The organism is Bacillus cereus group sp. BfR-BA-01430 (assembly GCF_022663115.1).
Lineage (GTDB): Bacteria > Bacillota > Bacilli > Bacillales > Bacillaceae_G > Bacillus_A > Bacillus_A cereus_BD.
In genome coordinates, this window is sequence record NZ_JAKUEW010000018.1 from 42,414 (window position 1) to 52,716 (window position 10,303).

The following is a 10,303-nucleotide window of genomic DNA, read 5'->3' on the forward strand; positions in this document are numbered from 1 at the left end:
ATGTCCTCATCTTTAATAGTAGGATATGCTATATTTTGTATGATCGTCTTCTTCCTTGTAAATCGTCTTTTTAGAAAGAAAAAAACAAACGCGGGAGAAGAGAAGGTCCCAGCCGTAAGTAAAATAGAAACGAAGCAACCGGAACAAAATGCTTCAAATATTGTAGAATTAGAAGCAACTCAGAAAGAAGCAGTAGAGCCAGATATACGAAACATGAAAAAAGAAGCATCCAAAAAGCATTTGCCAATAGAAAATGTAAATGTAAAAGCAGTTGTAACAGTATTGATTCTTGGCATGTTCGTTTCAATTTTAAACCAAACGATTATTAATGTTGCTTTGCCACCATTAATGAATGAGTTTAATGTTTCAACTTCAACAGCGCAATGGTTAATTACAGGATTTATGCTTGTAAACGGGATTTTAGTCCCAATCAGTGCCTTTTTAGTATCGCGCTTTACGTATCGTAATTTATTTATAGCAGCAATGGTATTCTTTACAGTAGGTTCTATTATTTGTGCTATATCTGGAAACTTTACGATGATGATGATAGGCCGTGTAATTCAAGCAGTTGGTGCAGGTATTTTAATGCCGATTGGTATGAATATTTTTATGACACTGTTCCCTCCTCATAAGCGAGGAGCTGCAATGGGATTATTAGGGGTAGCAATGATTTTAGCACCAGCTATTGGACCGACTGTAACAGGTTGGGTCATTGAAAATTACAGCTGGAACTTAATGTTCTATGCGATGTTTGTGATCGGCTTAATCATTACTTTATTGTCATTTAAATTCTTTACACTAGCACAGCCAGTATCGAAAGCAAAATTAGACTCATTTGGTGTCATTAGCTCAAGTATTGGACTTGGTAGTTTATTATATGGATTTAGTGAAGCCGGCAATAATAGTTGGAGCAGTGCAGAAGTTGTTGTTTCTCTTATCATCGGTACAATTGGTCTTGCATTGTTTATTTGGAGAGAAATGACGACGGATAATAAGATGTTGGATTTACATGTATTTAAGTATCCAACATTTACTTTCACATTGTTAATTAACGCAATTGTAACAATGGCGCTATTTGGAGGTATGTTATTACTTCCTGTATATCTGCAAAATATTCGTGGTTTTACGCCAATTGAATCAGGTCTACTTCTTCTTCCTGGATCATTAATTATGGGGATTATGGGACCGATTGCAGGTAAACTATTTGATAAGTATGGCATTCGTCCATTAGCGATTATTGGGTTAGCCATTACAACATATGCAACATATGAATTTACGAAATTAACAATGGATACACCATATAGTGTAATCATGAGAGACTACATCATACGTTCAATCGGAATGTCGTTCATTATGATGCCAATTATGACAGCTGGTATGAACGCGTTGCCGATAAAATTGATTTCTCATGGTACAGCAACACAAAATACGTCAAGACAAGTGGCTGGCTCAATCGGTACAGCGATTTTAATTACAATCATGACGCAGCAAACAAACTATCATGTAGCAGATTACGGAAATATGTTAACAACGACAAATCCGATTTTAGTTGATAAAGTGCACGGAATGGGACAAAGCTTAGCAGCTTTAGCTGGTTCCGCACAAGCTGGAGATGTGATGAGTACGCAACTATTATACGGACAAATTTCAAAGCTATCTGCAATTAACGGTATTAATGATGCGTTCTTAATTGCAACTATATTAGCGGGTATTGCCTGGATATTATCATTCTTCTTGAAATCAGGTAATAAGCCAAATCGAAAAGCAGGGAATTAATGTCCCTGCTTTTTTGTATTCTTTACAAATATAATTAAGCTGCAATAAGAAGTTGATACGCGATAAATGTGATGAATCCTGTTATAAATGTGATTATACCCATGTAAGAAATACTTTTGATTGACCTTCCACTTATAATAGCGAGTACACCAGCTAAAGGGAATAAGCTCCAATATACAACAGGTGAAACGGGGAGTAGTTTTTCGCAATCTATTCCAATCCCTAAACAAATGAAAGGAGAAACCATAAGTGAGAGACAAATCAAACCTGCTAAAATAGTAAGTAATTTTCGATATTTAATTCCAGTAATAATGAAAAAAATTCCGCAAATGATTCCACATAATATGAAAATCGGCGTTAAGTAAATCCAAATGAATATTCCGGATGCTTCCATATAAAATCTCCTTCTAGTTGATAAGTTATATTTTACAATATTAGGATTAAAAACGAATCTGTTTTTATGATAAAAATGCTAACGTATTATTCATAACGTGAAATAATATAGTTGGAATAATAGAATTTGTTCGTTTACTAGCCCATAAAGAAAGTTATAATCATAATAATGATTCCTCGAAAAATGCTTTCTTCAAAAATAGGGATAAACAATCATTAATAAAACTTGATATTGCTTTATTATGTCATGGTTTATATAGGAGTAAAGAAATATAAAATGTAGTTGTTGTAAAATAATAAAAGAGGTATCGCTATGCAGTGATACCTCTTATTTATTGACAAATTTGCGCTATTTTTTTATTGGATTTCGTTTGTTGTGTTTGTAATTCACGCTCTACCATTTGATCTAATTGCTGAATTGCTTTTCGTGCTTTTTCATAAGAAATTGTGCGGTAGTGATGTGCTCCGCCCGGTTCTTCATCTGCTTCATCTGCCCATTTAATAATCTGTTGAAGAGGTGTTCTTTCAATCTCTTGTTTTACTAAGAAAGAGTCTGTATGCAGAAGAATCGCAATGGAAATTTCTTTGGCAAGTTTAGGGTGTTCTCCTAATCGAATCAACAATTTGTGAGCTCTTTCAGCTCCTTTAATTGCATGGATATCATTCTTTTTATATAATTCATAGTCCCATTCGCCGCCTGTATACCATGTATGATGTCCGATGTCATGAAGAAAACCAGCCTTTGTTGCCGCATCGACTGAGGTGTGATGCTTTTTCGCTAAGTGAAACGCATGATAAGCGACGGCAATCGCATGGACCATTCCAGAACGGTTTACGTACTTTTGTGTAATGTGATGTTCAAAAATTTGTTCAAGTGTAACGTGGCGCATAAAACATTCACTCCTTTTTTAACCGATTTAAATATATTTTGAACATTGTACTCCATTAAGCGGTATTAGTAAAGTAGAAATGTTTAGGGAAAAGAGACGGGTTTTTATTATTTTTAGTAGGAATGAGATGACGAAATTTGTCGGCTGGTCGATATCTCGTGTCGAAACGCCGATATATGATGATTTTGTACACAAGCCTGTCTCCAAAAAAATATTTCTTTGGAGACAGGCTTGTGATATTACTTATTTTTTAATCCTTGTTCTAATGTTTCGAGCATATCATGTTTTTCATTTTCATCTGCATTTTTCCAAATGACTTCAAATAAAACACCAAGTCCTGGTAGCATTTTTTCTTCGCCGCTTTGGATAGCGTCAACAATCGTCTCTTGTAATTGATCTTGTGTATTACCAGCTATGTTTGCTAATACTGCTCCGCGTAAATTAAAGTTCATTTCAGTCACCTCTTTTTCGAAATTGAAACTGCCATTAGTTTTTGTTCTTTTTTATGTAAATATGTATGAAAAATAGGCTATAATGAGAAGACAAGAAGAGAGGGAATGCATAGAATGAAAAACATTGATTCAGTAAAAAATCCGCGTGTGAAGCAGTGGAAAAAGTTACAAACAAAAAAAGAACGCGATAAGAAAGATCTATTCTTTGTAGAAGGATTCCATTTAGTAGAAGAAGCTTTAAAAGCAGACATTGTTACAGAACTTATCGTATCAGATCAAACAGACCTTCCGAAAGATTGGACTGTTTCTGATGTCGAAATGTATATTGTCCCTGAATCGATTGTAAAGGTGCTTAGTGAAACAGAAACAACACAAGGTGTATTTGCAGTTTGTGAGAAACAAGAAAAAGAAGTAGAGCTTACAAATGGAAAATTTCTTTTGCTCGATGGTCTTCAAGATCCAGGTAATTTAGGGACAATTATTCGCACAGCTGATGCAGCAGGTGTTCATGCTGTTGTACTTGGAGAAGGATGTGTAGACGCTTATAATAGTAAAGTGCTGCGCTCTACACAAGGCTCTATTTTTCATTTGCCAGTTGTCAAAGGGGATTTAGAAGAATGGATAGACAAGTTAAAAACACATAACGTTCCTGTATATGGAACAGCTCTAGAAAATGGCGTTCCATATGGTGAAATAACACCAACAGGAAGTTTCGCATTAATTGTAGGAAATGAAGGAAATGGTGTGCACCAAGATATTCTTGCAAAATGTGATCAAAACTTATACATTCCGATTTACGGCGGAGCCGAGTCGCTAAATGTAGCAGTTGCTGCTGGGATTTTAACGTATTATTTACAAAGTCCGGTTGCGAATCGTTAAAAAACTTCTTATAATAAGTTGAACATATAATAAAAAGAATAGAATGAAAAACATTGATAGAGAAGAGTAACTTTCAAAATCGCCATATAGGGAGAGAGTGCCGCAGACTGAAAGCATTCTTATGGTAGACGGAAGTGAATTCACCTCTGGAGTTGACGCCAGGACCATTTTTATTATGTAAAGGCGTTCCGGTCTAAGTTGACCGTTATACAAATCAAGTGGGCAGACTCGTTCTGTCAATTTAGGGTGGTACCGCGAATTTACCTCGTCCCTTTTTAGGGAGCGAGGTTTTTTTATTTTTTATTATTAGGAGGGTTCTAAATGGAAGCACGTTTAAAAGAGCTAAAGCAAAAAGCGTTAGAGCTTATTGAAGAAGCGAAAGAGCTAAAGAGTTTAAACGATGTACGCGTAGCATATTTAGGGAAGAAAGGTCCAATTACTGAAGTATTACGTGGCATGGGAAAATTATCTCCGGAAGAGCGCCCGCGTATGGGAGCGTTAGTAAATGAAGTGCGTGAAGCAATTCAAACGCGTTTAGAAGACAGAATCAATCATATTGAAAAAGCAGAAATTGAAGCAAAATTAGCTTCTGAAACAATCGATGTTACATTGCCAGGTCGTCCTGTCGAAACAGGTTGTCATCATCCATTAACTGCAGTACTTGAGCAAGTGGAAGATATATTTATCGGTATGGGATATGAAGTTGCTGAAGGAACAGAAGTAGAGCAAGATTACTATAACTTTGAAGCATTAAACTTACCGAAAGATCATCCAGCGCGTGATATGCAAGATACTTTCTATATTACAGAAGAAACATTGCTTCGTACGCATACATCAGCTGTGCAAGCACGCATGATGGAAAAGAATACAGAAAAAGGTCCAATCAAATTGATTTGTCCTGGTAAAGTATATCGCCGTGACGATGATGATGCGACGCATTCCCACCAGTTCATGCAAATTGAAGGGCTTGTAATCGACAAAAATATTCGCATGAGTGATTTAAAAGGTACACTGCAAGTATTCGTGAAAAAGATGTTTGGTGAGGATCGAGAAATTCGTCTTCGTCCAAGCTTTTTCCCATTCACAGAGCCATCTGTAGAGATGGATATTTCTTGTATGATGTGTCATGGTAAAGGTTGCGGCACATGTAAAGGAACAGGCTGGATTGAAATTTTAGGTGCAGGTATGGTTCATCCAAATGTACTGGAAATGGCCGGGTATGATTCAAAAGAATATCAAGGTTTTGCTTTCGGTATTGGTGCAGAACGTATCGCAATGTTGAAATATGGCGTAGATGACATTCGTCATTTCTATACAAACGATGTACGTTTCTTACAACAATTTAAACGAGCGTAAGGGAAGGAGAGATAAAGAATGTTTGTATCATATCGTTGGTTACAAGAGTATGTAGATATTAAAGATGTAACGGCGCAAGAACTAGCAGATAAAATCACAAAAAGTGGTATTGAGGTAGAAGGCGTTGAAGTATTAAATAAAGGGGTAAAAGGTGTTGTAGTTGGTCACGTATTAGAATGTGAAAAACACCCGCAAGCTGATAAATTAAGCAAATGCTTAATCGATATCGGTGAAGAAGAGCCAGTACAAATTATCTGTGGTGCTCCTAACATTGCAAAAGGGTTAAAAGTACCGGTTGCAAAAGTTGGTGCTGTACTTCCGGGTAACTTCAAAATTAAAAAAGCAAAATTACGTGGTGAAGCTTCTCATGGTATGGTTTGTTCTCTACAAGAACTTGGCATTGATGCGAAGTTAGTTGCAAAAGATTATGCAGACGGCATCTTCATTTTCTCAAGTGATGCAGAAGTTGGTGCAGATGCACTTGAAATTTTAAACTTGCACGATGAAGTACTTGAGCTTGGGTTAACACCAAACCGTGCGGATTGCTTAAATATGTTAGGTGTTGCTTATGAAGTAGCTGCTATTTACGGTCGCGAAGTAAAACTTCCAGCTGTTGACCTACAAGAGTCAACAGAAAAAACATCGGATTATATTTCTGTAAGTGTAGAAGCAAAAGAAGAAAATCCGTTATATATTGCGAAAATGGTGAAAAATGTAAAGGTTAGTCCATCACCAATGTGGATGCAAACACGTCTTATGGCAGCTGGCATTCGTCCGATTAGCAATGTAGTCGATATTACAAACTACATTTTAATGGAATACGGTCAACCATTACATGCATTTGATTATGATAAATTAGGTTCAAAAGAAATCGTTGTTCGTCATGCGAAAGAGGGCGAGAAGATTCAAACATTAGACGATCAAGAACGTACATTACAAGCACATCACCTTGTGATTACAAATGGAAACGAAGCAGTAGGTATTGCAGGTGTAATGGGCGGGGCAGATTCTGAAGTTACCAATGATACAGTCAACGTTCTAATTGAAGCTGCATACTTTGAAGGTCAAACAGTGCGCCGCGCATCAAAAGATTTAGGTCTTCGCAGTGAATCAAGTGCGCGTTTCGAAAAAGGAATTGACCCAACACGCACGTTCGAAGCAATTCAACACGCCGCTGCTCTAATGGCGAAATATGCTGGTGGTGAAGCGTTAGAAGGTGTAGTAGAAGTTGATAACTTACAAGTAAAAGAACGTACAGTATCGATTACAGTAGAAAAAGTCAACCGTGTATTAGGTACAGACATTACTGCGAGTGAAATGGGGACAATTTTCACAAACTTAAAGTTTCGATTCACAGAAGTAGAAGGAACATTCCATGTAAATGTACCGTCTCGTCGTCCTGACATTACAATTGCAGAAGACTTAGTAGAAGAAGTAGGACGCCTGTACGGATACGATCATATTCCAGTAACACTTCCAACAGGTACAATGACACGTGGTAAGTTAACAGAAGCACAAGCGAAACGTCGTAAAGTACGCCGCTTCCTAGAGGGTGCTGGCTTATACGAAGCCATTACGTACTCATTAACAAGTGCGGATAAGGCGAAACAATATATAGTTGAACCAAATGAAAAAGCGCCTGTGAACTTGGCACTCCCAATGAGTGAAGAGCGTAGTCAGCTTCGTTTAAGTTTAGTACCACAATTGTTAGAAGCAGTTTCTTACAACCTTGCTCGTAAAAATGATAGTGTTGCTTTATATGAAGTAGGTTCTATCTTCTTACCGACAGCAGAAGGAGAGCTTCCGAAAGAAGAACAGCATCTTGCAGGTGTTATGACAGGTCTTGCTCTTCATCATGCATGGCAAGGCGAAAAGAAAGTTGTCGACTTCTTCGTTGTAAAAGGGGTATTAGAAGGATTATTTGACGTACTTGGCGTTACAAACCATATCACATATACACCAGCAAAGCGTGAAGGTATGCATCCAGGTCGTACAGCTAATATTTTATTAGATGGCGAAGTAATTGGTTTTATCGGTCAATTGCATCCAGAAGCACAAAAACAATTAGATGTAAAAGATACATTTGTATTCGAACTATCTCTTGTAAAACTATTTAGCGCAGATGTAGAAGAAACGTATTACTCGACAATTCCACGTTTCCCATCTATGACACGTGATATGGCTGTTGTTGTAGTGAAAGATGTAAAAGCTGGTGAAATGAAGAAGGTTATTGCAGAAGCGGGCGGAGAACTTCTAAAAGAAGTAACGTTGTTTGATTTATACGAAGGTGAAAAAATGGAAGAAGGTAAGAAATCACTTGCATTCTCTATGAATTACTTTGATCCAGAACGCACATTAACAGACGAAGAAGTAACAGAAGCACATAGCCGTGTATTAGCAGCGGTAGAAGAGAAATTTGGTGCGGAGTTACGTAAATAATAAAAAATTGCCGGAATCAATCCGGCAATTTTTTTATCCCGCTATTTTAGCGCAGTAACAGTTCGATTGGTGTTGGTCAGTCAATATTCTATGGCGAATCAACAATAGAAAGATCACTCATATATTTTCTGACGTCTTGCATCTTTCTCTCGAATGTAGTACATTAAATTTAGTTTAACAAAATGAAAGACGATGATAAGGAAAAGTAGTATATACTATAATCCATAGCGAATCAGGGACGGTGAGAGCCTGGTGAGGCGGTATATATGAAGAACACCTTGGAGTTGCTAACCGAAATTGAATGTTGCCATTCAAGAGTAGACTTAGACGGGAAACCGACCTGTTACAAATCGGGAAGTATGGATTACATACGAATCAAAGTTGGTCTTTATGACAAATTGGGTGGTACCGCGAAGTTTAACCTTTCGTCCCTTTATGGATGAAAGGTTTTTTTGTATTTAAATATCAGTAAAGGAGACATTCACTATGGAAAACACATTAGTAAAAAGTCTGTATAGAGAAACAGATAAATATGTAGATCAAAACGTGCAAGTATCTGGTTGGATTCGTAACTTACGTGATTCAAAAGTATTTGGTTTTATCGAATTAAACGATGGTAGCTTCTTTAAAAGCGTACAAATTGTTTTCGATACAGAATTAGATAATTTTAAGGAAATTACAAAATTACCGCTTAGCTCCTCTATTAAAGTAGAAGGTAAGTTAATTGCAACACCTACTGCAAAACAACCATTTGAAATTAAAGCGGAAAAAATCGAAATTGAGGGCTTATCAGATTCCGATTACCCACTTCAAAAGAAACGCCATACATTTGAATACTTACGTACAATCGCTCACTTACGTCCAAGAACAAATGCATTCTCTGCAACGTTCCGTGTTCGTTCTATCGCAGCTTATGCGATTCATAAGTTCTTCCAAGAGCGCGGATTTGTTCATGTTCACACACCAATTATTACTGGTAGCGATACAGAAGGTGCAGGTGAAATGTTCCGCGTAACAACACATGACATGAACAACCTACCAAAAGGAGAAGATGGACAAGTAGACGATTCGAAAGACTTCTTCGGTAGAGAAACAAACTTAACAGTAAGTGGTCAACTTCCTGCTGAAGCGTATGCATTAGCATTCCGCGATGTATATACATTCGGACCTACATTCCGTGCGGAAAACTCAAATACAACTCGTCACGCAGCTGAGTTCTGGATGGTTGAGCCGGAAATTGCATTTGCTGAACTGGAAGATGTAATGGATCTTACAGAAGATATGCTAAAATATGCAATGAAATACGTATTAGAGCATGCGCCAGAAGAAATGGAATTCTTCAACAAATTTGTTGATAAAACAGTTCTTGAGCGCATGAACAATGTCATTAACTCTGACTTTGGTCGCATCACATACACAGAAGCAATTAAGGTACTTCAAGAATCAGGTGCTGACTTCAAATACCCAGTAGAATGGGGCATTGATTTACAAACAGAGCATGAAAGATATTTATCAGAACAAATCTTTAAACGTCCTGTATTCGTAACAGACTATCCAAAAGATATTAAAGCATTCTACATGCGTATGAACGATGATGGTAAAACAGTAGCTGCTACTGATCTTCTTGTTCCTGGCATCGGCGAATTAATCGGTGGAAGTCAACGTGAAGAAAGAATGGATGTTTTAGTAGACAGAATTAAAGAATTAGGCATGAAAGAAGAAGACTACTGGTGGTACTTAGAACTTAGAAAATACGGCGGTACAAAACACGCTGGATTCGGCCTAGGCTTCGAACGTTTCTTAATGTACATCACTGGTATGGGGAATATTCGTGACGTAATTCCATTCCCAAGAACGCCAGGTTCTGCGGAGTTTTAAAATATGAAAAAAAGCGAGAGGAAGGCCCTCTCGCTTTTTTTGTATAGATTTTTATTGAAAAGTAAAAAGTAACGTGAAGGGGTGAATAGGAATGAGTAAAAAAGTGAAAAAAGATCCTTCACGAGCAGTTTGAACTGTACCCCGAATCGTGGACACTTAAAAAAAGTCCATAATTCGGGGTTTTTGTGTATTTTTATAAGCAAACCTCGTTATAATGGATACAACGATATAAGTGAGGTA

Annotated in this window: 8 protein-coding genes, 1 pseudogene and 2 other annotated features; of the genes and pseudogenes, 5 read left to right on the forward strand and 4 right to left on the reverse strand. The window is 37.2% G+C overall.

Going from position 1 to position 10,303, the window contains the following annotated elements; translation table 11 throughout:
- Positions 1-1,776, forward strand: coding sequence for a DHA2 family efflux MFS transporter permease subunit (locus MR058_RS20300; protein ID WP_242145552.1), 1,776 nt, complete (start codon positions 1-3; stop codon positions 1,774-1,776).
- A gap of 34 nt (positions 1,777-1,810) precedes the next feature.
- On the opposite strand, the gene MR058_RS20305 is transcribed toward MR058_RS20300, so the two are convergent.
- From MR058_RS20305 to sspI, 4 genes and pseudogenes are all read right to left on the reverse strand, one after another.
- Positions 1,811-2,170, reverse strand: coding sequence for an ammonia permease (locus MR058_RS20305; RefSeq protein WP_242145553.1), 360 nt, complete (start codon positions 2,168-2,170; stop codon positions 1,811-1,813).
- Positions 2,171-2,234: 64 nt separating this feature from the next.
- A pseudogene (locus MR058_RS20310) lies at positions 2,235-2,431 on the reverse strand (CPBP family intramembrane glutamic endopeptidase); the annotation flags it as partial.
- Positions 2,432-2,501: 70 nt separating this feature from the next.
- Positions 2,502-3,059, reverse strand: a complete 558-nt coding sequence (locus tag MR058_RS20315; RefSeq protein WP_242145554.1) for an HD domain-containing protein — start codon at positions 3,057-3,059, stop codon at positions 2,502-2,504.
- Between the two features lie 239 nt (positions 3,060-3,298).
- A complete protein-coding gene (sspI, locus tag MR058_RS20320; protein WP_242145555.1) occupies positions 3,299-3,511 on the reverse strand; it encodes a small acid-soluble spore protein SspI in 213 nt (70 codons plus the stop codon).
- 114 nt (positions 3,512-3,625) lie between these two features.
- Here sspI and MR058_RS20325 point away from each other — a divergent pair, with 114 nt between their 5' ends.
- The 4 genes from MR058_RS20325 to asnS all read left to right on the forward strand — a co-directional run bounded on the left by MR058_RS20325 (position 3,626) and on the right by asnS (position 10,063).
- The gene (locus tag MR058_RS20325) at positions 3,626-4,390 is read left to right on the forward strand and encodes a TrmH family RNA methyltransferase (protein ID WP_242145556.1); all 765 of its coding nucleotides are present in this window, start codon (positions 3,626-3,628) and stop codon (positions 4,388-4,390) included.
- A 44-nt stretch (positions 4,391-4,434) separates the two neighbouring features.
- Positions 4,435-4,666 (forward strand) — a binding site (T-box leader).
- A gap of 45 nt (positions 4,667-4,711) precedes the next feature.
- Positions 4,712-5,746, forward strand: a complete 1,035-nt coding sequence (pheS, locus tag MR058_RS20330; RefSeq protein WP_242145557.1) for a phenylalanine--tRNA ligase subunit alpha — start codon at positions 4,712-4,714, stop codon at positions 5,744-5,746.
- Between the two features lie 18 nt (positions 5,747-5,764).
- Positions 5,765-8,185: a phenylalanine--tRNA ligase subunit beta gene (gene pheT, locus MR058_RS20335; protein ID WP_242145558.1), complete on the forward strand. Its 2,421-nt coding sequence runs from the start codon at positions 5,765-5,767 to the stop codon at positions 8,183-8,185.
- A gap of 183 nt (positions 8,186-8,368) precedes the next feature.
- Positions 8,369-8,621 (forward strand) — a binding site (T-box leader).
- A 50-nt stretch (positions 8,622-8,671) separates the two neighbouring features.
- A complete protein-coding gene (gene asnS, locus MR058_RS20340; RefSeq protein ID WP_242145559.1) occupies positions 8,672-10,063 on the forward strand; it encodes an asparagine--tRNA ligase in 1,392 nt (463 codons plus the stop codon).
- The last annotated feature ends 240 nt before the right edge of the window (positions 10,064-10,303 follow it).